We start from the raw sequence: 21,807 nt of genomic DNA on the forward strand, positions 1-21,807 counted from the left end.
GTTCCATGCAGGGCTACTCGTCCATGCCCTCGATGAGCTCAACGATCATTACGCCGCCTTCCACATCCACATCGTGAACGAAGTCGGCGACGAACGGAATCATCAGCTCCCTTCCATCGCCGCGATTGACGATGAGGGTCAGATGGGCGGGATGCTCCAGCACATTGCCAACGGAACCGAGGGTCGCCCCGTCATCCGTCCGCACCTCCAGGCCAATCAGATCGTTGATCAGCAGTTCGTCATCGTCGATGACAAGATCTTCTTCATCGACGAAAATGGACTGCTTCGTGATCTGCTCGGCGGCCGTCCGCGACTCCACCTCGTCGAGGCGGAGAATCACGGTCGTGCCTCGCTTCGTCTGCTGATAGCGGACGGAAGCAACGGTGTAGGGCTCGGCAGAATACGGGTCCGGCCCGACCAGGACGCGCTCGAAGGACTCGAACTGCTCCGGGTCGGACGTTTCCGGGTTCACCTTGAGCTCGCCATGCACGCCATGCGGGCGGAATACGAAGCCGATACGCACACGTGCGTCGGCCTCGTCCGTCGGTCCGGAATCAGATGAACCGTCGGTCGCGTCATCGGCCGAAGCCGACGTGCCACCGGTGTCATCCGGTCGGGTAAAGCATGGAGTATGGAAGCCCAGGTTCGGCATTGGCGTCAGGAACGCAGGAGTGAGGCGCAGAGAGCGCCGGACGATATGTTACTTGTCGTCGTCGCTGTCCTCGTCGTCGGATGCGTCATCGCCCGATTCGTCGGAAGCTTCTGCAGCCTCGTCCTCCTCGGCGGCCGGCTCTTCGTCCTCCTCGTCGGCGTCGGCAGCTTCTTCAGCTTCCTTGGCCGCCGCTTCTTCTTTGGCCTTACGCTCGGCTTCTTCTTTCGCCTTGCGCTCTTCTTCAGCTTTGCGGCGAGCTTCCTCTTCGAGCTCCTTGGCACGCTGGCGCTCGGCTTCGAGGGCTTCTTTACGGCGCATTTCCGCCGTCTTCTTCAGCTCGTCGCCCGCTTCAGCCATGCGTTCGAGGTGATCGGCCACAGCGGCCTCGATCTCCTCCTCACTTTTGCCTTTGAGCTCCATGGTCCGGCGCAGTAGCACGCCACGCTTGTGGAGAAGCGAGCGGACCGTATTGCTGGGCTGTGCGCCCTGGTTGAGCCAGTAAATTGCCCGTTCCTCGTCCAACTGGACTTCGGCGGGCTGTTCTAGCGGATAGTAGCGACCGAGGTCTTCAATGTATCGTCCGTCACGTGCGTTGCGTGAATCGGTGGCGACGATGGAGAAAACCGGGATCTTCTTGCGCCCCATACGGCGCATGCGAAGTTTAACAGACACGTTCGTTAGCTACGGGGTTCTGTTCAAAGTAAGTTCGGCAGATCGTGACGGTCGCGATCCGGCGGGCGCTTAGGTTCGCCTTGCCGGTGCGGCGAAGAAAATCGGTACGTCTCCGTGTGGGCGATGAGGTGGATGCTCGGGTAGATAAGCCGAGCGGTCATCGCGGCCCCGGCAGGACCGGGGGCAGCCGCGGCGAGCGCGAGCAGCCGGAGAGGTCCGCTCGCGTGCCGATGTCGTTGGCGCCAAAGGAAGGCGCCGGATTGGGTACGTCTACAAAGGGTGGTAGGTGCGAGCGATACCACGTGCGTCGGACACGAACGAATCATGCCCGGACGCGATTCTCGGGTTCGCCCGCTAGTGAGCTTACATTCCCGGGAACGGCGAGTTGCCGCCACCGAACTTGCTCATGAGCTTCTTGAGGTTCATCGAGCGACCCTGGCCGGTCAGCTTCGACATGGTCTTCATCATCTTCTTCATCTCGCGGAACTGCTTGATCAACTGGTTGACGTCCCGCACTTCGACGCCACTTCCACGTGCGATCCGGCGGCGGCGCGTCCCGTTCAGAATCTCGGGGTGCGAGCGCTCCTTCGGCGTCATCGACTGAATCATCGCCTCAATATGCTTGAAGGCGTCGTCGTCGACATCCAGATCCTTGATCTGACGCCCGACGCCAGGAATCATGCCGAGAAGGTCTTTCACCGAACCCATCTTCTGGATCCGCTGAAGCTGATCGTAGAAGTCCTGCAGGTCGAAGTCCTCCGAGCGGATCTTCTCCTGCAGTTTCTCGGCCTGCTTCTCGTCGTACTGTTCTTGCGCCCGCTCAACGAACGAAACGACGTCGCCCATCCCGAGGATGCGCTGCGCCATGCGGTCGGGGTAGAACTCGGTGAGTGCGTCGAGCTTCTCTCCCGTCGAGGCAAACTTGATCGGCTTTTGCACGACCGACCGGATCGAGAGTGCTGCCCCACCGCGCGTGTCGCCATCGAGCTTGGTCAGCACGACGCCGTCGTAATCCAACTGCTCGTTGAATTCTTTCGCCGTGTTTACCGCATCCTGCCCCGTCATGGAGTCCACGACGAACAGGATCTCATTCGGATCGACCGCCGACTTGATGGTGGATACCTCCTCCATCATGGCCTCGTCAATGTGCATGCGGCCCGCCGTATCAATGATGACGACGTCGCGGGCGGTGTTACGCGCCTCTTCAACGGCTTCCTCTGCAACCCGCACAGCATCCTGCACCGGCTTCCCGTCGTCATCGCTGACGGTGTACACCGGGACGTTGATGCCGGACGCGAGCTTTTGCAGCTGATCGACAGCCGCCGGGCGATACACGTCCGCGGCAGCCAGAAGCGGCGCACGGCCCTTGCTCCGAAGATGCTTGGCGAGCTTGGAGCAGAAGGTCGTCTTGCCGGAGCCCTGAAGCCCGGCCACGAGAATAACCGTCGGCGGATCCTCAGCGTACTCAATCTCCACATGTTCACCGCCGAGCACACGCGTCAGCTCGTCGTAAACAATCTTGGTGAGCTGTTGCCCCGGTGTCACGGACGTGAGGACGTCCTCACCGAGCGCTTTCTCCTTGACGTTGTTCGTAAACTCCTTCGCGACCTGATAATTCACGTCCGCATTGAGCAGAGCGCGGCGGATCTCGCGCATCGTCTCCGCTACATTCAGCTCATTAATCCGCCCCTGTCCGGTTACGGACTGCAGGGCACCTTCCAGCTTTTCAGAGAGGCTCTCAAACATGGGACGGAGCGCCAGATAGGGAGATTATCGAGATCGTCGTTCGCTCCCGGTGGACCGATGCCCAGGCCGGGTATTCCGTGAAATCGGCTGCCATGCACAGGCACGACAGCCGTCGCTTGCCCGAGCGCTATACTGCCACGCACTGCGGGCACCACACAGACCAATTAATGTAGCCACCATAGGACGAAACTACAACGGATGGACGAGCGGAAGAGCAGACTTCGCACGGTTGTCACGTGGCCCTTTCTTTTCAACAGGCCGAAGGCAATGCTACTCGGACGCTTTCTCTTTCTCTTCCCGAAGCAGATCAATCGTTTCAACCGCGTGTCGCAAGTGCGGGATCACGATCGAACCGCCGACGACCAAAGCCACGTTCATGGCGTCCTCCAACTCTTCGTCGGAAAACCCTTGCTCGATGCATTGCTGCAAGTGGTAGTCGATGCAGTCGTTGCAGCGCAGCACCATGGAGGCAACAAGCCCCAACAGCTCTTTTGTACCGCCGTCGAGCGCACCATCACGGTACGCCGCAGAATCCAGATTGAAAAAGCGCTTGATCCCCAGATGGTCTTTCTCCTCGAGGATCCGCTCGTTCATCCGGTCCCTATACGCCCGAAATGCCTCCAAACGATCCGCTCCGTCAGATGTGTTCATTATTAATTCGCCAGAGAGTTCGATTTTTAGTGTGATAGCGATCCATTCGCCAGAGTAATCCCCGGCGAAACGACCCGATCCGGCTATGTCCGCATCAATAACAAGCCTGGATCCGGTACGCGGAGTAACAAACGACTGATCGTAATCGTTTGCATAATTGACTCCACGGTCCAACGCCTAGCGGGATGGAATCCGCTGCTGACACACAGACTTGAAACCGGGTCGCCACGGAGGTCGGCTTCAACGTAAGCAACCCCGGATGTTTCGACTCGGTATAACCTTCACGGACGATCTCGAGAGCCTCTCGCCGCCGCTCGGACGATGCCTTCTTCTGCTACAAAATCTGAACTCCGGCAACACTTCGATGCCACGCGTAAGGCGATGGATCGCGGTGCCATTACAGATCGCAGCAAACGAATTGCCCGGCACGTGCTGAACCTGCCCGCAATTCGAGGGGCGAGCTGCGTACATGCTTACTGGCCGATTCCTGAGCAGAATGAAGTCGATACACGCTATATTATCGATGCCCTCGTGGAGCGCGACGTAGATGTAGCTTTGCCGGTTGTCACTAGCTTCGAAGCCGGCACGCCTGAGATGGCTCACCGACGGTTCACCGGACGTTCCGACCTGCAACGCAACGAATGGAATATCGCGGAGCCGATCGATGGCCCGGAGGTTCTACTGTCTAACATCGATGCCGTGATCGTACCCGCTCTCGGGGCCGGACTGAATGGTCACCGGATCGGCCACGGCTGGGGGTACTACGATGCGTTCCTCAAAGACCTGGACCCCTCTATTCCGCGCATCCTCCTGGCATTTGACGACTGTGTTCGCCCTCACGTGCCGTGCGACGCACACGACATCCCTGTTCACATCATTGTGACGGAGTCTGGATTGCACAAAGTCGCTTCCCCGGATGACGCGCCTGACGCAGCAGGACAACCCTGATTCGTTCGGCCTCGCATCGCTTCTTGCTTCTGCACCCGCTCTGCCTGCACCGACGACGGAATTAAATATGACACCCTCCGGTTCTTCCAAGACTCGCTCTTCCTCCCCATCCACCCGTGATCAGTCGCGGTCATCGGACACGACCAATGTGGACCTCTCGACGATGCGTCAGAATATGGACGCCGCCCAACGACGGTCATCTGGACCTACACCGCAGGAAGCCTTCGAGACGGGACGTACAACGCTCAGTCTAGATCACATCAGTGACGAGGAGCTCGATGCCTTCTTCTTCGAAGAGGAAGCCGAGCAAGAAAGCTGGTTCAATGCACCCACGCTGACGGGCATTGCGCTCATCGTTATTGGTTTCGTTTACCTGATGGCCGAGATGGGCATCCTGTCGGGAATCGCACTCCCGGCCATGGTGTCACTTCTTCCATGGCTCGCCGGCGTCTTCGTCGTCGTGCTTGGGTTTGGACTCCTGTCTCGCGGTCGCACGGAGACCCGACGGGAACGGGAAGCCGTCAACCGGTCGCGCGCGTCGAAGGCGAGCACGTCCGCGGCGTCACGTTCAAAACCAAACGAGGCGACCTCGACTTCCGAATCGAAAAAAACGGAGTCGTCTAACTCGTCGACGTTTAGCATGCCCGACATGTCCGGCTCAGACCAATCCTGGAATCCGTTTCGGAAGAAGCGCTTTCCTCTCCGGCGCTCCATGTCGGATAAGCGGATCATGGGCGTATGCTCGGGCATCGCACACTATTTCAATCTCGACCCGACCCTCGTACGAATTGCGTTCGTTATTGGCGTAATCGTGACGGGGGGCCCGTTCATCCTCGCCTACATCGGACTCGGCTGGGCCATGCCGAAGGACACCGAGCTCACACACGAGGAACGGATGCGCATCATCCGCGACAGTTAGATCCAGAATCGCGTTATCGCGCATCGAGCCGGCAGAGCAAAAGCAAACGCCGCCTTTGCCCAAAAGGGCAAGGCGGCGTTTTTGTTTACGACCGTTTGCCAGGCGACCTCATTCCGCTCGGACAGGTTCCGGGAGCGTTCCAGCAGCTCCCACATGAAGACGATCGGGATGCAGATGGCGCTGCGTGACCTCGGTTACTTCCTCTAGTGTTACTCCCTCGATCAGCTCCGGAAAGCGATCGATGTATTCGACATCAAAGCCCCGTTCAGCGTTTGTGAGCAGGGTCTGTGCAAGGTTTCCGGTCGTCGCAAGCCCAACGACGAACGATCCCGTGATTGTCTCCTTGACCGTCGCAAGCTCTTCCGCGGTCGGGCCGTGCTCAACAAAATCTCGGATTACGTCAATCGTTGCCTCAATGCCCCGTTCAAGAGATTCCGAGCTGAGGGTCACGACGGTCCGCCAGGCTCCCTGGTGCGAAACCGTCACGCCGCTCATGCTGGAACCGATGTGGTACGTGAGTCCCTGCTCGTCGCGGACCTGGTTCATCAAACGCGCCGAGAAATTGCCTCCCAGGATGTAATTCGCAACGTAAAACGCCTCGTAATCGTCGGAGTCCCGGTAGAAATCGAGCGGGTGACCGATTCGAACGTCGACGTTCGAACGATCCGCCATCGGGACGAGGCTGCGACCAGGCTCCTGCGGAGATGCTTCGCGGGCATGAACCGCCTCACTTTCGTGCGGCTCCCAGTCCGAGAAGGCAGCCAGAACGGACTCCTCCACGGACTTGTGATCAAGATCACCAACAACAGCCATCCGGAAGTCTGTGGCACCAACGTGGCGATTGTAGTAATCGCGGACCTCATCCAACGTAAGCGCCTGAGCCTGCTCGATCAGCTCTTCCGTCGGCGGTGTGTAATTCGGGTGATCCTCCGGGAAAAGTCGGCGAGACAGGGCTCCCGCAGCCTGACTGGACGTTTGCTCAAGCTGCCGCTGCAGATCGGCAATCGTAGAGGCTCGTGCTTTTTCGAACTCCTTCGGATCGAACAAGGGCTCTTGCAACATTTCCGAAAGCACGTCGAGAACGACAGCAAAGTCGTCCGTCAGCGCCTTGCCACTGATGTCAATATAGAGCCCATCCGACGATATGCTGATTTTTGCTCCGCGATCTTCGAGGACCCGCGCAATTTCGAACCGATCACGAGAGGCGGTTCCTTTATCGAGCAGCGCGACCGCCAGGTCCTGCCGAATGTCGTCCCCGGCGGCGAAATCGGGGTTCGTTACGAACGAAGCTTTGAACGAGACGAAGTTTTCCACCGGCGTCGGCAGCGTAAGAAGCTGACACGGACCGACGTGTCGATCTTGAACGCGGTTGGCAAAAGAGGGAGAAGAACTCATAGACGACAACGGTAAGTCGAAAGTTGGAAATCAGAAGGGATCAAGCAGGTCCGGTGGCACTACGTCACGGGCCCCGCGGCTGCCTGGGCAACCTGGGCTCCGTTGGTCGCCTCTGGCGGGGCCGTCGGCACGTATCGACCCACGGTCAGGCGGTCGTCGAGCAGGTACGTTCGCGCGACACGTTGCACATCCTCCGGCGTCACCGCATCGATACGGTCCGGGTATTCGACGTACAGGCGCCAGTCTCCCGTCGCGATGGCCTCATTAAGCTGGGAGGCCACCTTCATCGGCCCGTCCCGATCGAACGCTTCGCTTGCCCGAATCTGCGTTTGGGCGCGACGCACTTCCTCCTCCGTCACGCCATTCTCCTGCACCTCCTGCACCACTTCCTCGACAGCTTCCTCCACAACATCGTGCGTCTTGTCGGGTGCGAGGAACGTCAGAATGCAGAACAGACCCGGATCGCGAAGGCGGAAATTGATCGCGTAGGCGTCCGTGGTCAGGCCACGATCAGTGCAGCGCCGGAACAGACGGCTGCCCTTTCCGGATGCGAGAATTCGCCCGAGAACATCGAGTGCCTCAGCGTCGTCGTCTCGACCATCGGGCGTCTTATACGCCTGAAGTACGGCTCCCAACTGTCCCTCCTGCCGCACCTCCAGCCGCCTCGGCCCGCTCTGCTCGGGTTCGCGGACGGACGGGCTCGTGATTTCGTGCTCCGAACGCGGGATGTCGCCGAAGTGCTGGTCGACAAGGGTGAGCGCCTCCGCAGGGTCTACGTCCCCGATGATGGAGACGGTTGCGTTGTTCGGCCAGTAGTACTGGTCGTAGAAGTGCCGTAGACCGCTATCATCCACACCCTCAATATCGCTTCGCCAGCCGATGGTCGGGTGACGGTACGGATGGGCGAGAAAAGCCGTGGCCCATACCTCGTCGAAAAGACGAGAGGTCGACTCGTTACGGCCGCGGTCATACTCGTTTAGGATGACCGTTCGCTCCGACTCCACATCCTCCGGGTCGAGCAGTGCGCCGCGCATCCGATCGGCCTCGATTTCAACGGCCAGAGGCAGATGCTCGCGTGGCAGCATCTCGTAGTAGTTCGTTCGGTCGACCCACGTGCTCGCATTCACCTTCGCTCCGACGCTCTGAAGCACGTTGAAGATGGACGTTCCCTTTGACTTATGAAAACGCTCTGTTCCCTTGAACATCAGATGCTCGAGGAAATGCGTTGCGCCCGTGAGGCCCATCGGTTCGTGCCGGCTTCCAACCCGATACGTGACCATGAATGTGGCCACTGGAGCTGCCGACTCTGGCAAGATGAGAACTTCGAGCCCGTTCGTCGTGTGGCGATAAGACTGGATACCACCCAGCGTTTCTACGTGCTCGAACGATTCTGGAATGCCGGACGGGGAAGAGACTTCGGTAGACGCCATACAATCAAGGTTCAAACTCAGGTGCAGAAAATGAAATCGGGAGGGGTTCTGAACGCGTTCGGCCACATGCAAAACGACGCTGCATGCAGGCTAGGCTCGTTCTTACACCGGCTGAAGCAAAAAGAACCGATCCATCAGCAACGGTTTCGTACAAATTGTCCGAACATGCAGTCGCGCATGACGACGGCGCGCATGCTCGGTGGATGGTGGACTACAGATCAGTGCGCATCAAGCCAGTTGTCTCCGGCGTCGATATCAACCACGACGGGCACGCCGTCAAGCGGAAGGGCATCTCTCATTTCTTCTTCTACCAGGGTCCGAAGAGCGGCCTCCTCCGCCGGCGGCATTTCAAACACCAGCTCATCGTGCACCTGGAGGAGCATGCGCGCCTCAAGCGCTTCGGACGCCAGTCGTTCGTGGACGCGGTTCATGGCGATCTTGATCATGTCCGCCTGCGTGCCCTGTATCGGCATATTCACGGCAACGCGCTCAGCCCAGGAGCGGCGGTTCGAGTTCGAGCTATCGATCTCCGGAATGTAGCGGCGACGGCCGAGCATCGTTTCTGCATAGCCATTCTGCCGTGCCTTCTCGACCAGCTGATTCAGCAGGGTCGAGACGCCGGGATATGACTTCTGGTACTGGGTAATGAGGTCTTGTGCTTCCCCGACCGGGACGCGAAGGCGCTGAGCGAGGCCCCACGGCGATACGCCATATGGAATGCCGTAATTGACCTCCTTCGCCTTCCGGCGCTGATCGCGCGTGACGTCCGCCGGGTCGATGCCGTACACGCGAGCTGCCGCATCCGTGTGGATGTCGCCACCTGTGCGAAACGTTTCCTGCATCGCCTCATCGCCACTCATGGACGCAAGAATTCGCAATTCGATCTGCGCGTAGTCTGCGGCGAGAAGCTGCCAATCGTCCTGCGGCACGAACGCCTCCCGGATCTCACGCCCGACGGCGGTCCGAACGGGGATGTTCTGAAGGTTCGGGTCGCTCGACGAGAGCCGACCGGTAGCTGTTCGCGTCTGATTGAAGCTGGTGTGGATGCGTCCCGTCTCCGGATGAACCAGTTCGCCGAGGCTGTCGAGGTACGTACTCTTCAGCTTGTACGTCTTTCGCCAGTCGAGGACGAGGCCGGGAATTTCATGATCCGTCGAGAGCTCTTGCAGCACGCTCTCCTTCGTGGACGGATTGCCCGTGGACGTCTTGGAGATCACCGGCATATCCAGCTTCTCAAACAGAATCTCCCCGAGTTGCTGGGGGGAGTTGATGTTAAACTCCTCCCCTGCCAGCTCATAGATGCGCCCCTCCAGCTCATCAAGCTCGCCAGCAAGCCGCTCGGAGATCCGATCCAGCACGTCGGTATCGACGCGGATGCCAACGAATTCCATGTCGGCGAGCACACGAACGAGCGGATACTCGATGTCGTCCGCCACCTCGTTTAGATCCACCTCCTGAAGCTTCTCTTCCAGCTTCTCGGCAACCTGAAGGGTGATATCGGCATCCTCACACGCGTACCGGGCCGCCTCTTTGACCTCAACATCCCGCATTGAGACCTGACTCGCCCCCTCGCCGATCAATTCGGTGATCGGCACCATCTTATAGTTCAGAACCGAGCGCGCGACATCATTGAGGTTATGATTCTCTTCGGGGGCAAAGAGATAGTGACCAACCATCGTGTCGAGCACCGGCCCACCGAGCTCGACGCCATGCCGACGCATCACCAGCATGTCGTACTTCATGTTGTGCGCAATTTTGGTCGTCTCGCGCTCCAGAATCGGCCCGATAAGATCGAGCACATCATCCGTCGACGTCCCGTCCGGCATCGGCGTCGGCACGTAGACAGCCACTCCATCCTCCCATGCGAACGACATTCCGACCAGCGATGCGTAGTGAGGGTCGGTGCTTGTCGTTTCCGTGTCGAAGGCGTAGCGCTCCTGCTCCGTGAGCGTCTCTACGAACTGCTCAAGCTCGTGCCGATTTTTCAGGAACGAATAATCGACCGCGTCCGCGTCGATCGTTTTAACCTCCTCGTACGGCCCGAAATCAAACTCAAGGTTTTCCCCTTCCTCCACCTCATCGGCTTCTTCGACCTCGACGTCAAAGCGATCGAGAAGCGACTCGAACTCCAGCTCAGAGAACAGGACCTTCAGCTTCTCCATTTTCGGCTGGGCCGCAAGGAGAGTATGCCAGTCCAGCGCCACGTCGAGATCCGTCTTGATCCGAACGAGCTCTTTGGACATCCGAGCATCGTCGGCGAATTCGACGAGGTTCTGGCCGCGTTTGCCGCCGATCTCGTCCGCATTGTCGATGCATCCTTCGACGTCGTGGTACTTCTTGAGATACTTCATCGACGTCTTCTCCCCAATGTTGGGAACGCCGGGGACGTTGTCCGAACTATCGCCCCATAGCGCCAGCATGTCGACAAACTGGGTGGGATCGAGACCGTACTCCTCCCGGAAATCGTCGTCTGTGATGATCTCGAAGTCCTGGTCACCTCGGGCCGGCTTGTAAATCCGAACGCGCTCCGACAGGAGCTGCTTAAAGTCCTTGTCCGGCGACACGATGACGACTTCCGCGCCGTCCTCCTCCGCATTTCGCGCCAGCGTCCCAATCACGTCGTCGGCCTCGACACCCTCCATCTCCACGACCGGGATGTCCATCGCTTGGACAATCTCCTTGATGAAAGGCAGGTTTTCTAGCAGTTCCTCTGGCGGCGGATCCCGGTGGGCTTTATAGTCCTCGTATATATCTTCCCGAAAGGTGCCACCTGCTCCTACGGCGTCGAAGACGACCGCGATATGGTCGATCTCCTGATCGTTGATTAGCTTCAGCAGCGAGTTGGTGAAGCCGTATGACGCTGACGTATTTTGCCCCTTCGAGTTGATGAGGGGACGACTGATAAAGATATAATGCGCCCGGTAGGCGAGCGCCATTGCATCGATCAGGTACAGCGTGTTGCCGTCCCCATTGGACGACTCGTGGACGAGGTTCTCCATGCAGGCAGTGCAGGCGGCGGTGAGAAATTGTTGGACCGTGCTATCGTATGCCGGCCAGACGGTAGGGTTCGGGGCCAAGACGAACGAGCTACGAAGATAAACAGGCCTCCGTTTGGAAGCGTTGGCCTTGGCTCATCGGAGAAAAAGATTACCGCCTCCACGCCCACCGAACATGCAGACGACTCCACTACGGCGTGCTTGACGGGCGAAAAAGATGTATCGGTTTGATGCCGCCCCTATTTTTGTCCAACGATTGGCGAAGAGGCAATCAGACGTATCCACCCTGCCTGAATTTTCGTTAGCGGAAAATGATAACCAAGGTATTTTTCGTAGAAGACCATGCGGCGATGCGTCTTCTTGTCAAACAGGTTTTGTCGTCGTGTGACGACATCAACGTCCCCTGGGTTGCCGAGAGTGGCCGTTCCGCCATGCAAATGCTCCCCGATGCCGACCCGGACGTGATTGTTCTCGACGCCTCGCTGCCGGACGTGGGACGAAAACAGCTCCTTCGGCACTTTCGAAGCGAACGGCCAGACGTGCCTGTACTCATCTGTTCAGGTCACACGGACCAGCGCATTGTCGATGAAATGATTGAGGCAGGCGCCGCAGGGTACGTCGTCAAAGGTACGACGAAGGAGATTCGAGATGCGGTTCGGGCTGTCGCAAACGGTTCATCATACGTCTCGCCCATGCTGTCGTAACGCAACTGAGCGCGCGTTCTCGTGCGCACTACATGCTCGTGCGCACTACATGACGGCCACGGAAACGAGATATACCACATAGACCGTCACGAGCGCGGCCCCTTCGCGTCGACTCAGAGAAAATCCGCTTCGCAAGAGTGGCAGCAGGGCGATCGCAAATCCCGCCATGACCAGCCCGTCGAGAGCCCGGAAGCCCGATGTATCGAGGGGATGAACAAGCACCGTGAGCCCGAGGATTCCGAGTAGATTGAAGATGCTCGAACCGACGGCATTACCGATCGCAATATCGCCCTCTCCGCGATAGGCCGCTGTAACCGACGTCGCAAGCTCTGGAAGGCTGGTGCCAATCGCCACAACGGTCAAACCGACGACAGAGTCAGACACGCCTAGCGTTCCGGCGATCTCAATCGCCCCTTCGACGAGGCGGTCGGCCCCGAACAGAAGTGCAGCAAGGCCACCTCCCAGGTAAAGAAGATCAAGCCACAGTGCGTGCTGCTTCGCAAGTCCGCCTTCGAACTCTTTCTGCAAAAGGTCGGCCCGCGGTTCCTCTCGAGACTTTCGGATGCTGTAGACGATGTACGTCACAAGACCGATCACGAGGAGGGCGCCATCGAACCGAGATAACGTACCATCGGCGCCGATCGCCAACATCAAAGCCGAGCAACCGACCAAGATCGGCCCGTCGATTCGGATGATCTGAGCCTGCACGCCGATCGGGCCGAGGAGCGCCGCGCCCCCCAGGATTAAGCCGATGTTCGCGATATTTGAGCCCACCACGTTTCCCAGGGCAACGCCCGGACTTCCGCGAAACGCCGCATCCAGACTCACAAGCAGCTCCGGTAGACTTGTCGCCATCGCGACCACCGTCAGGCCAATCACGAGAGGCGTGATCCCGACACGACGCGCAACTGAAGTTGCACCACGAACAAGTACGTCCGCACCGCCGGCGAGAAACACGAGGCCCGCGCCGACAGACAAAAGCGGAAAGAGCATAGGCGATCTGCAGATCCGGGAGAAGGGAAAAACGTTTGACTGGTCGTGACGTCGCGGGATACGTGGCCACGCGATCGGTTGTTACGCGAGCAACGGCCAATGTAAGAAACCGACTCGATTTCTCACACTCCATCGGTGGAGCTTCATCAACCGCAGCACGCGGGGCGGAAACGCCCTGCCGCCCCTACGCATCCGCCAACCGACCGGTCGACGCCGATATCGTTAGGTTCGTGTCGAAACAGAAATGCCACCTGCCCGAAATGTGCAGGTGGCATTCGTATCGACCGCAGATGGCCCCTACGTGGAGTGGATACCAACTAGTTGAGGCAAAGCATCCCAACAGGTGTCGGGAAGACCGGCATAAACGTCGCGGGCTGCGGCTCCGGAGTGGATCGCTCAGCCGTCGGAGCACCAGTTTCGGCATGCGTATTCGCTCTGCCAGGCATAGCGACCTCGCCCGATTCCTTAAGGTCCGGGTTCGGGTCCGGCGGCAGTTTTTGATCCGTCGGCTCGTATACACCTTGTGCTTCCGCAATCACTTCGCCTTCTGGTGTGAGGAGAGCGGCTTGCACGACGAACTTCGGCGGCTGAGCCATCACGACACGTGCTGTGGCCACCACTTCGCCGGCGTATTCGGGAAGATGCACATTCATATCGAATGATTCCGCTGAAACCGTCCGCTCTTTTTCAAGGGACCCGGCAGCAAGCGCCGCTGCATCACTCATAAGCTTCTGATGCGGCAGGTCTTTTCCACCGACCGTGCTCTCACGACGATCTGCGAGGTCTGCGTTGAGGAGCGCTCGGCCGAAGTTTACGGATACGTGGCCCGCATCCGAGCCAGGCAGTTCAGATGCGTAAATGTGCTCAAGGCGCCGGAAGTGTTCGTTCTTAATCATATTTCGTCGTTGTAATGCCGGGTGACCCGAAGATGATACGTCGGACTCCATATTGGACCGGTGTCTCTGCTCGGCCCGCCGTTGGAGGGCGCGCAGAAAGATGTGACCGTGTCGTCAACAGCGCCCGCGCATGCATCCATGTGTACACTATCCATGTATCGAAATCGGTGCCAGGCCAATTTCCGTGGAGCACTGAGCTGTAATGCCTGCACATATGGCACGCATACTGACAAATGTGATACTTCGAATGTAACGCACACGAACACGTGCGACATCACGCTCACGTTCATGATATTTCGTCGCGATGTAGACGTGCTCGTTCGCACGGACCGCTAGCTCGAATGGCGCAACCATACTTCATCATTGACGATTCTAGTTCACCCTCTCCTGCCCTTCACCCGAAAAAGATGCTCACAACCGAACAACAGAACCTCATCGCCAAGCACCTGAACACCCGCGCCCAACGACCGAAGTGCCCGGTCTGTGGCACAACGACATTGCGGGTGCAGCCACAGGTGGTCGAACTTCCAACCGCCGAGTCTGACTCCACCATTCGCCGAGTCGTTATCACGTGCACCTACTGTGGTCACGACATGTACTTCTCACCTGAGGTCATGGGGCTCACGATCTCCTGACGTTTATCACCGCGTCTAAACCCGCCCGGTCATGCTACCATTCTGCCGAAAACAAACCGAAGCCGGGATATCACGCTCCGGAGTGCTTCGAGGAACGGCGCTTGCGACCGGAGAAACCCTTTATCGTGAAAAGACGATTAGAGGAGGAAACCTCTTTCCAATACTAGAATATAGGGCATCAGTCGATCTTGTTATGACAGGATGCATCAACTAACCAAGGTACACTCATGGATCTCTTTGCGACCGCCTGGCCGTGGTATGTGGCTGGCCCTATCATCGGGTTAATGGTACCCACGCTACTCCTGCTGACCGGGAAAGCGTTTGGGATTTCGTCGAGCCTCAAGCATACGTGTGCTGCGACGCTCCCGACGAAAGCCGAGTATTTTCAGTATGACTGGCGCGCCAGCGGCCTATGGAATCTCGTCTTCGTCGCGGGAATCCTGGTTGGCGGCGTAATCGCCGTGCAGGTTCTTGGAGGCGGAGGCCCGACGGGCATTTCAGACGCGACGCAGACGGATTTGCGCGCGCTCGGACTGGTCGATTTCTCAGGACTCGTCCCGCCAGAGCTGTTTAGCTGGAGTTCGCTGACGACCCCCGCAGGGTTCGTTGCTATCGTCATCGGCGGATTTCTCGTCGGATTTGGGGCCCGGTATGCCGGTGGATGTACATCTGGGCATGCCATTATGGGACTGGCTTCCCTCCAGTTGCCCTCGCTCATCGCCGTCATCGGCTTCTTTATTGGTGGACTGACGACGACGTACTTCCTGCTCCCGCTAATTCTGTAGCAGCGGCTCCCGCCCCCATCATCGCCCTACCTCCACTGCTTTTCCGACCATGTCTACTTCTACACAGACGCAGTCGACCCAGGCCCCGTCCCTCCGAACGGGCGACGTAGCGATCTACTTCGCTATGGGTATCGTTTTTGGCATCGTGCTCATCTTTAGCGAGGTCGTCTCCTGGTTCCGGATCCAGGAAATGTTTCGGTTCCAGTCCTTCCACATGTACGGCATCATTGGTAGCGCTGTGGCCGTGGCAGCCGTGAGCATTCAGGTCCTCAAACGGACAAACGCTCGCACGATCCGAGGCGAGACAATCACAATCAGCGATAAGCCCTGGAATAAGGGGACAAACCAGTTGCTCGGTGGAATCGTGTTCGGCCTCGGCTGGGGGCTCCTTGGCGCCTGCCCCGGACCGATCTACGCTCTCATCGGTGCGGGTATCACTCCGCTCATCGTCGGGCTGTTCGCTGCTCTGCTCGGTGCGCTGACGTACGGCCACCTGAAACCGAAGCTGCCTCACTAGCCCGCAGCATTATCCGAACGATCCGGATGTGTGCGTTGGCGGAACAACCCTCACGTTGTTCTCCCGGCGCGCACGTCAGGGATCGCCCCGCAGATTGTTAGCGACAAATCCTTTAGTGTACCATGGCGACCTGTCATAACATGATGCGACATAGGCAACAGAAGCTGCCTGCTACCGCGATGGACGGATCCAATGCCGCCCGGTGTCTGCGCAACCATTGACGAGGCGAGATGAGAAAACTGCATCGTATATCGCCGGTTCAGACTCGGTGGTCGACGAATTAAGTTTCATCTTGTGAACGACCTTACGGCTCTCGCCCCTTTCCACTGCTCGCGTTTTCCACAACCAAACGAAATCCTATCATGCTATTCCGCCAGATTTTCGACGAGAAACTCGCCCAGTACGCCTACCTGATCGGGTGTCAGCAGACGGGAGAAGCCATCATCATCGACCCGGAGCGAGACATCGATCAGTACCTCGACCTCGCGGAAGAGGAAGGTGTTGAGATTGTTGCTGTCACGGAAACGCACATCCACGCCGACTTCCTGTCCGGAGCACGCGAATTCGCGGAGCGGCTCAATACAAAGCTGTATCTCTCGGATGAGGGTGACGAAAACTGGAAGTACGAGTGGGTCAAGCAAGACCGCGAAGCCGGCGGCTCGTATGACTACGAGCTTCTGTACGACGGTGACGTCATTACCATCGGCAATATCGAAATCCAGGCCGTCCACACGCCCGGCCACACGCCGGAGCACATGTCCTTCCTGGTAACGGACAAAGGTGGGGGCGCAACGCAATCCATGGGAATCGTCACCGGAGACTTCGTCTTCGTTGGTGATCTCGGGCGTCCGGACCTGCTCGAGTCCGCTGCGAAAGTTGAGGGCGCGATGGACCCGTCGGCTCGAACCCTGTACGACTCCGTGCAACGCTTCATGGAGCTGCCGGACTTTCTTCAAGTCTGGCCCGCGCACGGTGCCGGCTCGGCCTGCGGTAAAGCCCTCGGGGCCGTGCCACAGTCGACCATCGGATATGAGAAGCAGTTCAACCCGATGATCGATGCCGCGAAGCGAGATAAGGACACGTTCGTCGACGCGATTCTCGAAGGCCAGCCGGAGCCGCAGATTTACTTCGCCCGGATGAAGCGCGACAACAAGATGGGCGCACCGGTTCTCGGCAAGCTTCCGTCGCCGAAGCACATTACGGCGCGCGAGCTCAAGGAGGTCGCCGAAGATGACGACGCACTCATCATCGACACGCGCCTCGATCGCTCGGCCTTCATGAAGCGTCACATCCCGGGAGCGCTCTATGCGCCGATGAACAAAACGTTCAACACGGTCGTCGGCTCGTTGGTGGAAGACGAAACCCAGCCGATCACGCTGATCGTGGACGAGGAAGACGTAGAGGAGGCCGTTCGAGACCTCGTCCGCATTGGCTACGACAACGTCGTTAACTTTGCCAGCACGGAAACACTGGAGCGCTACTTCGACGAAGACGGGCCGGTCGCTACGATCGATGAGATCGACTTCGACGCGGTCGACGAACTCCGCAAGCAGGACGACGTGGCGGTTCTGGACGTGCGCTATCGTTCAGAATTCGACTCCGCCCACGTGGACGGTGCGCTGAATGCGTCATACACGCGGATGCCGGAGTACGTGACGGACCTTCCGGAAGACAAGACGTTCCTCGTGCACTGTGCCAGCGGCGCGCGAGCGGCTGCAGCAAGTGCGTTCCTGCAGTCTGCCGGGCGCAACGTTAAGTACGTGAACGACGTGTTCGCAGACTACAATGCCCGGAAGCAGGCTGTCACGGCCTAACGTCCGGTAGATCTTCCGCTTGGTCTGGTGTGGGACCCGTTGTGGTTCCAACCGCGCCATCAGACGTGAGCGGACTGGGGGTGGCGAGATCCACATCGGGTCTGTCGCCCTCGCCCCGGGGCTCGGCTCCGGGGCGACAGGTCTCTTCGATGCCTCGGTGGCTCTGAGACCTGTCGCTTCGGAGCCCGCCCACAGTCGCAACCCATTTTTCTACGCTCTAAGACCATCACCCGATCGTGTACGCAGCCTGGTTCGGCGCTCTTCTCGTCGGTCTCGTACTGGGACTCCTCGGCTCCGGCGGATCCATTCTCACCGTCCCGGTGCTTGTTTACCTCGTCGGTGTCCCCGACAAGCTTGCTATTGCCGAATCGTTGGGGATCGTCACGCTGATTAGCCTCGTCGGTGCGATTCCGTTTGCCTACCGGAAAAAGGTGAGCTGGCGTAACGTTGGCCTATTCGGTGTGCCCGGCATGGTGGGCGCATACGGCGGCGCGTACCTCTCCAAATTCATTCCCGGTTCCGTTCAGCTTGCCATTTTCGCACTCGTCATGCTTCTGGCCGCGGTGATGATGTTTCGGCGCCCGGGCGTCGGGTCGCGTGACGATAGTTCTCCCCGGCTCTACTGGAAGATTATGCTCGACGGCCTCGTGGTCGGCGTCTTGACCGGACTTGTCGGTGTCGGCGGTGGGTTTCTCATCGTCCCTGCCCTTGTGCTGCTAGGCGGTCTGCCTATGCATCTCGCCATCGGCACCAGTCTCATGATCATCGCGCTGAAAAGCATCAGCGGATTCGTAAAGTACATTGATGTCATGCATGAGGCCGGCTTCTCGATACATTGGGACCTTGTCCTGATCTTCGGTGCGATCGGCATCGTCGGAAGCTTCATCGGAGGGAAGATCGGCTCATACGTGCCGCAGGCTCGACTCAAGCGTGGTTTCGCAATCTTCCTCGTCCTGATCGGGGTCGTCATCCTCTGGCAGAATGCAGCCAAGCTGTTCGGCTGAGACCTGAAGGGGCTCGAGCGGATTTATTCACCAGCCAATCCCTGCTATGCCTCGCCTCGCCTCCCTCTTCCCCATCGCTGACCAGCTCAGCTCGTACAGCCGTGACGCGCTACGTGGCGATCTCTCGGCGGGCCTCACTGTTGGCGTCATGCTGATTCCGCAGGGAATGGCCTACGCCTTGATCGCGGGGATGCCTCCGATCTACGGCCTGTACGCATCGCTTGTCCCGCTCGTCGTCTACGCGCTGTTCGGCACGTCTCGCCAGCTTGCGGTCGGCCCGGTCGCGATGGTGTCGCTGCTCGTTGCTGCCGCCGTGGGCCCGCTCGCGAATGGAGACGTGAATGCATACATCGGATTCGCCCTCCTCCTCTCCCTGATGGTCGGCGTCCTTCAATTTGGGCTCGGGATTACGCGCTTCGGGTTTCTCGTCAACTTTCTTTCGCACCCCGTCCTCAGCGGGTTTACCTCCGCGGCTGCGCTGATCATCGGACTCAGCCAGCTGAAGCACCTGCTCGGCGTCGATATCGAGCGATCGCACTACATCCACGAGATTTTGATTGCGGCCGGCCAACAGATCGGCGACGTGCACGTGATCACGCTCGTGATTGGCGTCGGAAGCATCCTTCTGCTTGTCGCACTCCGACGATGGCTACCGATGATTCCGGGTGCCCTGGCGGCCGTTGCTCTCTCGACCGGGGCAGTCTGGGCGTTCGGCCTCGCCGATGCCGGAGTAAACATCGTGGCGTCGGTCCCAAGCGGTCTGCCGTCCCCATCCCTCCCGCCCCTCGACTTCGCAGCGGCCGAATCCCTGATCCCGTCCGCCCTTGCCATCGGACTTGTCGGCTTCATGGAGTCGATCGCGGTCGCGAAAGTCTACGCATCACGCCACCGATACGAGGTCGACGCAAACCGCGAACTGGTCGGGCTCGGGCTCGCGAACATAGCCGGTGCGTTCTTCAGCGCGTACCCCACGACGGGAGGCTTTTCGCGAACCGCCGTCAACGACCAGGCGGGCGCGAAGACGAATCTCGCCGCCATTGTCAGCGCGGCCATTATCGCACTCACGCTCCTGTTTCTGACGCCACTATTTTACTACCTCCCCAAAGCGGTGCTTGCGGCGATCGTGATGGTCGCCGTCTTTGGGCTCATTGACTGGGAAGAAGCCGCATTTCTCTGGCGCGTGGACCGAAAGGACTTCGCGCTCATGATTCTGACATTCTTTGCCACGCTGTCCCTGGGGATCGAGGCGGGAATCCTCGCGGGCGTCATCGTCTCTCTGATTGTCGTGATCTACCAGAGCTCGAAGCCGCATACAGCGATGATGGGACGCCTTCCCGGCACGGAGACCTATCGCAACCTGAAGCGGAACCCGAACGCACTCACAGACTCCTCCGTCGTGATCGTCCGTATGGATGCCGGACTCTACTTCGCGAATGTGAACGCGTTCAAAGATCTCGTGGCGAAAATCGGTGTGGAGGATGAGGCGCTAGAAGCACTCGTGATCGACATGTATCCCGTCAACACGCTGGACTCGACCGGCGTCCACACGTTGGGTGAAGTCGTGGGAATGCTCCGACGGCAAGACGTAGACGTTTATTTCTCCGGCGTGAAAGGGCCCGTCATGGACGTACTGAAACGAGCGGGACTTGCCAATACCATCGGACACGAATACTTCTTCCACGAAGTCCACCAGGCCGTCGAGGCTGCGGAGGAGAAATCATCGACCTCGTTCGGTGAACTCAACACGTCGTCCCGTGAACCGGCAGAGGCCTAACGTTAACCATGCAGTCGCGTCAAACACCGTTTGCCCCGAGTGTTGGATGTGTCATCCGCCTCGTATGCGATGACAGCTAGCACTCGGTGAAACGGGGCTGACGGTTAACTCAGTAAAGATCGGACGAACGAGTAGACAAGCGGAGCGGCGATCTGCAGATTAAGGGAGTGTTACCACCCATTTCCTGCAGAACATCGTTCGTATGCTGATGCTACTGCCCGCATCCGTGCTCCGCCGCTGTCTCTTGATCGGTCTTCTCGTTCTGCTCTCACCCATCATAAGCCAGGCACAGTCCGACGCGAAGGAGCCGGATTCCTCCGCGGCCGTGCCGCGAGGGCCCGTCTTTGCTGTAGAGGGAGCGACGATTCGGCTTGGAGCTCTGTATCAGGTGGACGCCACAGCACAGGACACCGACAACCCATCGGGCTTCGACATCCGGGCCGCGCGGTTACGGATGGCGGCAAAAAGCCACGGCGTCGAGGCGTTCTTGCAAACGGATTTTACAAAAACAACGCCGCTGTACGACGTTCGTGTCCGGTACACGCCCATCAAGCAAATCCGTCTAACCGCTGGGCTTTTCAAGTCTCCATTCTCTCGGTCTCATCTATGGTCTCGCTCCGGCATCCCCCTGGTTGAGCGTCCGGTCGCTGTCGATGCGATTGCACCTCGCAGGCAGGTCGGCTTCGAGTTGCAGGCTCGCGATGCCTCCGAACGCGTGTCTCTCCGTGCCGGCATATTCAACGGGACGGGCCGTACCCCGCGGAGCAATGACGACAACAATTTTCTTTACGTCGGTCGCCTAAAGCTGAAGCAGGACGTGGCCCGCGCCACCTTCTCTCTTGGGGCGAATGCAGCTTACAGCATTGACAGTGACGTGAATCTTGGAGCATTGAGCTCCTCCTTCTCCGGCACACGTGCTGTCTTCGGTGCCGATGCGTCGATCACGAGCGGACTCTGGCTCTTCGCCATCGAAGGCCTCGCAGCAAACGTGTCGCCGGATGGTGGCCTCGACCGAAGGGCAACGGGTGGCTACGTCGTTGCGGGAGCCCCACTCTTTTCTTCCTCGCTACAGATCGTCGCACGCTATCAGCGATTCTATGCAGATATCGCTGGAGAATCTGACCAGGAATGGATCGAAGCGGGCCTCAATTACCGGCCGGCTGCTGCCGTACGATTCCAACTCACGGGAGGCGTACCGTACGACAAATCTCCCAGCCCCGATGATGGACCGCGCGCTACACTGAGATTTCAGTTTGCGCTAAATTAGCCGTGCGGA

Annotated in this window: 19 protein-coding genes; 10 read left to right on the plus strand and 9 right to left on the minus strand. The window is 58.9% G+C overall.

What is annotated here, in order from left to right:
• Positions 1-13 precede the first annotated feature (13 nt).
• The 4 genes from rimM to CRI94_RS03040 all read right to left on the minus strand — a co-directional run bounded on the left by rimM (position 14) and on the right by CRI94_RS03040 (position 3,721).
• Positions 14-652 carry a ribosome maturation factor RimM gene (gene rimM, locus CRI94_RS03025; protein WP_098074164.1) on the minus strand — a complete coding sequence of 213 codons (639 nt, stop codon included), beginning with the start codon at positions 650-652 and terminating at the stop codon, positions 14-16.
• A gap of 48 nt (positions 653-700) precedes the next feature.
• Positions 701-1,324, minus strand: a complete 624-nt coding sequence (gene rpsP / locus CRI94_RS17985) for a 30S ribosomal protein S16 (RefSeq protein WP_098074165.1) — start codon at positions 1,322-1,324, stop codon at positions 701-703.
• A 363-nt stretch (positions 1,325-1,687) separates the two neighbouring features.
• Entirely contained in the window at positions 1,688-3,070 is a 1,383-nt protein-coding gene (gene ffh / locus CRI94_RS03035) for a signal recognition particle protein (protein WP_098074166.1), read from the minus strand.
• A 270-nt stretch (positions 3,071-3,340) separates the two neighbouring features.
• On the minus strand, positions 3,341-3,721 hold the full coding sequence (locus CRI94_RS03040; protein WP_098074167.1) for a carboxymuconolactone decarboxylase family protein: 381 nt from the start codon (positions 3,719-3,721) through the stop codon (positions 3,341-3,343).
• 321 nt (positions 3,722-4,042) lie between these two features.
• Between CRI94_RS03040 and CRI94_RS03045 the strand changes: the two genes are divergently transcribed.
• Both CRI94_RS03045 and CRI94_RS17805 read left to right on the plus strand, forming a co-directional pair.
• Positions 4,043-4,669, plus strand: coding sequence for a 5-formyltetrahydrofolate cyclo-ligase (locus CRI94_RS03045; RefSeq protein WP_098074168.1), 627 nt, complete (start codon positions 4,043-4,045; stop codon positions 4,667-4,669).
• Positions 4,638-5,588 (plus strand): PspC domain-containing protein, encoded by a 951-nt coding sequence (locus CRI94_RS17805; RefSeq protein WP_218919344.1) that lies wholly within the window; start codon positions 4,638-4,640, stop codon positions 5,586-5,588. The genes CRI94_RS03045 and CRI94_RS17805 overlap by 32 nt, the downstream gene beginning before the upstream one ends.
• Positions 5,589-5,696: 108 nt before the next feature.
• On the opposite strand, the gene CRI94_RS03055 is transcribed toward CRI94_RS17805, so the two are convergent.
• The 3 genes from CRI94_RS03055 to polA all read right to left on the minus strand — a co-directional run bounded on the left by CRI94_RS03055 (position 5,697) and on the right by polA (position 11,412).
• Entirely contained in the window at positions 5,697-6,983 is a 1,287-nt protein-coding gene (locus CRI94_RS03055; protein WP_098074169.1) for a M16 family metallopeptidase, read from the minus strand.
• Positions 6,984-7,042: 59 nt separating this feature from the next.
• Positions 7,043-8,413 carry a M16 family metallopeptidase gene (locus CRI94_RS03060; protein ID WP_098074170.1) on the minus strand — a complete coding sequence of 457 codons (1,371 nt, stop codon included), beginning with the start codon at positions 8,411-8,413 and terminating at the stop codon, positions 7,043-7,045.
• Between the two features lie 218 nt (positions 8,414-8,631).
• Entirely contained in the window at positions 8,632-11,412 is a 2,781-nt protein-coding gene (gene polA / locus CRI94_RS03065) for a DNA polymerase I (protein WP_098074171.1), read from the minus strand.
• 308 nt (positions 11,413-11,720) lie between these two features.
• Between polA and CRI94_RS03070 the strand changes: the two genes are divergently transcribed.
• On the plus strand, positions 11,721-12,113 hold the full coding sequence (locus CRI94_RS03070) for a response regulator (RefSeq protein WP_098074172.1): 393 nt from the start codon (positions 11,721-11,723) through the stop codon (positions 12,111-12,113).
• A 45-nt stretch (positions 12,114-12,158) separates the two neighbouring features.
• Here the strand turns inward: CRI94_RS03070 and CRI94_RS03075 are convergent, their stop codons facing one another.
• Both CRI94_RS03075 and CRI94_RS03080 read right to left on the minus strand, forming a co-directional pair.
• The gene (locus tag CRI94_RS03075; protein ID WP_098074173.1) at positions 12,159-13,106 is read right to left on the minus strand and encodes a calcium/sodium antiporter; all 948 of its coding nucleotides are present in this window, start codon (positions 13,104-13,106) and stop codon (positions 12,159-12,161) included.
• Positions 13,107-13,423: 317 nt separating this feature from the next.
• Complete coding sequence (locus tag CRI94_RS03080; protein ID WP_098074174.1) at positions 13,424-14,002, minus strand: hotdog family protein; 579 nt, start codon at positions 14,000-14,002, stop codon at positions 13,424-13,426.
• Positions 14,003-14,409: 407 nt separating this feature from the next.
• Here CRI94_RS03080 and CRI94_RS03085 point away from each other — a divergent pair, with 407 nt between their 5' ends.
• The 7 genes from CRI94_RS03085 to CRI94_RS03115 all read left to right on the plus strand — a co-directional run bounded on the left by CRI94_RS03085 (position 14,410) and on the right by CRI94_RS03115 (position 21,798).
• Positions 14,410-14,637, plus strand: a complete 228-nt coding sequence (locus tag CRI94_RS03085; RefSeq protein WP_143815277.1) for a hypothetical protein — start codon at positions 14,410-14,412, stop codon at positions 14,635-14,637.
• Positions 14,638-14,864: 227 nt separating this feature from the next.
• A complete protein-coding gene (locus CRI94_RS03090; protein WP_098074176.1) occupies positions 14,865-15,422 on the plus strand; it encodes a YeeE/YedE family protein in 558 nt (185 codons plus the stop codon).
• Positions 15,423-15,471: 49 nt separating this feature from the next.
• Positions 15,472-15,939: a DUF6691 family protein gene (locus CRI94_RS03095; protein ID WP_179862129.1), complete on the plus strand. Its 468-nt coding sequence runs from the start codon at positions 15,472-15,474 to the stop codon at positions 15,937-15,939.
• Positions 15,940-16,301: 362 nt separating this feature from the next.
• Positions 16,302-17,753 (plus strand): MBL fold metallo-hydrolase, encoded by a 1,452-nt coding sequence (locus CRI94_RS03100; protein ID WP_098074178.1) that lies wholly within the window; start codon positions 16,302-16,304, stop codon positions 17,751-17,753.
• Between the two features lie 236 nt (positions 17,754-17,989).
• On the plus strand, positions 17,990-18,757 hold the full coding sequence (locus CRI94_RS03105; RefSeq protein WP_098074179.1) for a sulfite exporter TauE/SafE family protein: 768 nt from the start codon (positions 17,990-17,992) through the stop codon (positions 18,755-18,757).
• A 46-nt stretch (positions 18,758-18,803) separates the two neighbouring features.
• Positions 18,804-20,531 carry a SulP family inorganic anion transporter gene (locus CRI94_RS03110; protein WP_098074180.1) on the plus strand — a complete coding sequence of 576 codons (1,728 nt, stop codon included), beginning with the start codon at positions 18,804-18,806 and terminating at the stop codon, positions 20,529-20,531.
• A 202-nt stretch (positions 20,532-20,733) separates the two neighbouring features.
• Positions 20,734-21,798, plus strand: a complete 1,065-nt coding sequence (locus CRI94_RS03115; RefSeq protein ID WP_098074181.1) for a porin — start codon at positions 20,734-20,736, stop codon at positions 21,796-21,798.
• Positions 21,799-21,807: the final 9 nt, after the last annotated feature.

It is taken from the genome of Longibacter salinarum, from assembly GCF_002554795.1.
In the GTDB taxonomy this organism is placed as follows: domain Bacteria; phylum Bacteroidota; class Rhodothermia; order Rhodothermales; family Salinibacteraceae; genus Longibacter; species Longibacter salinarum.

Coding starts and splice junctions, on each gene's coding strand:
- CRI94_RS03055 (WP_098074169.1), bottom strand. CDS start 6,983: ATGAGTTCTTCTCCCTCTTTTGCCAACCGCGTTCAAGATCGACACGTC.
- CRI94_RS03075 (WP_098074173.1), bottom strand. CDS start 13,106: ATGCTCTTTCCGCTTTTGTCTGTCGGCGCGGGCCTCGTGTTTCTCGCC.
- rimM (WP_098074164.1), bottom strand. CDS start 652: ATGCCGAACCTGGGCTTCCATACTCCATGCTTTACCCGACCGGATGAC.
- CRI94_RS03100 (WP_098074178.1), top strand. CDS start 16,302: ATGCTATTCCGCCAGATTTTCGACGAGAAACTCGCCCAGTACGCCTAC.
- CRI94_RS03110 (WP_098074180.1), top strand. CDS start 18,804: ATGCCTCGCCTCGCCTCCCTCTTCCCCATCGCTGACCAGCTCAGCTCG.
- CRI94_RS17805 (WP_218919344.1), top strand. CDS start 4,638: ATGACGCGCCTGACGCAGCAGGACAACCCTGATTCGTTCGGCCTCGCA.
- CRI94_RS03095 (WP_179862129.1), top strand. CDS start 15,472: ATGTCTACTTCTACACAGACGCAGTCGACCCAGGCCCCGTCCCTCCGA.
- CRI94_RS03115 (WP_098074181.1), top strand. CDS start 20,734: ATGCTGATGCTACTGCCCGCATCCGTGCTCCGCCGCTGTCTCTTGATC.
- CRI94_RS03080 (WP_098074174.1), bottom strand. CDS start 14,002: ATGATTAAGAACGAACACTTCCGGCGCCTTGAGCACATTTACGCATCT.
- CRI94_RS03040 (WP_098074167.1), bottom strand. CDS start 3,721: ATGAACACATCTGACGGAGCGGATCGTTTGGAGGCATTTCGGGCGTAT.
- CRI94_RS03060 (WP_098074170.1), bottom strand. CDS start 8,413: ATGGCGTCTACCGAAGTCTCTTCCCCGTCCGGCATTCCAGAATCGTTC.
- CRI94_RS03070 (WP_098074172.1), top strand. CDS start 11,721: ATGATAACCAAGGTATTTTTCGTAGAAGACCATGCGGCGATGCGTCTT.
- CRI94_RS03090 (WP_098074176.1), top strand. CDS start 14,865: ATGGATCTCTTTGCGACCGCCTGGCCGTGGTATGTGGCTGGCCCTATC.
- polA (WP_098074171.1), bottom strand. CDS start 11,412: ATGGAGAACCTCGTCCACGAGTCGTCCAATGGGGACGGCAACACGCTG.
- ffh (WP_098074166.1), bottom strand. CDS start 3,070: ATGTTTGAGAGCCTCTCTGAAAAGCTGGAAGGTGCCCTGCAGTCCGTA.
- CRI94_RS03085 (WP_143815277.1), top strand. CDS start 14,410: ATGCTCACAACCGAACAACAGAACCTCATCGCCAAGCACCTGAACACC.
- CRI94_RS03045 (WP_098074168.1), top strand. CDS start 4,043: ATGCCTTCTTCTGCTACAAAATCTGAACTCCGGCAACACTTCGATGCC.